1 protein-coding gene is annotated in these 383 nt (G+C 48.8%); it reads left to right on the top strand.

The features are described 5' to 3' along the window. On the top strand, positions 1-383 hold a 383-nt coding region (locus tag Q5762_RS37345; RefSeq protein ID WP_315896758.1), incomplete at both ends, for a sigma 54-interacting transcriptional regulator.

The raw sequence follows: 383 nt of genomic DNA, 5'->3' as shown, positions 1-383 counted from the left end.
GCGCAGCATTACCCGAAAGCCTAGCGGAAAGTGAGTTGTTTGGTCATGTCAAAGGCGCCTTCACTGGTGCAAATCAGCACCGAGCGGGTAAATTTGAACTTGCAGATGGGGGAACACTGTTTCTCGACGAAGTCGGCGAATTGCCGTTAATCCTGCAAGCCAAATTGCTCCGTGTGATTCAGCAAGGAGAACTACAACGTGTTGGCAGTGATAAACACCTTTTGGTTAATGTCCGGATCATTGCAGCCAGCAACCGTAATTTAGCTCAAGAAGTCGCAGAGGGGCATTTTCGTGCGGATTTATTTCACCGCCTCAATGTTTTTCCCATAACGGTCCCCCCATTGAGAATACGTGAAGGGGATATTCCTGTACTGGCTGGTTAC

The sequence above is a fragment of the Streptomyces sp. P9(2023) genome, from assembly GCF_032436795.1.
Classification (GTDB): domain Bacteria; phylum Actinomycetota; class Actinomycetes; order Streptomycetales; family Streptomycetaceae; genus Streptomyces.
Note: the sequence above shows the minus strand (reverse complement) of the source record. Positions and strands in the feature narration are given on the sequence as shown.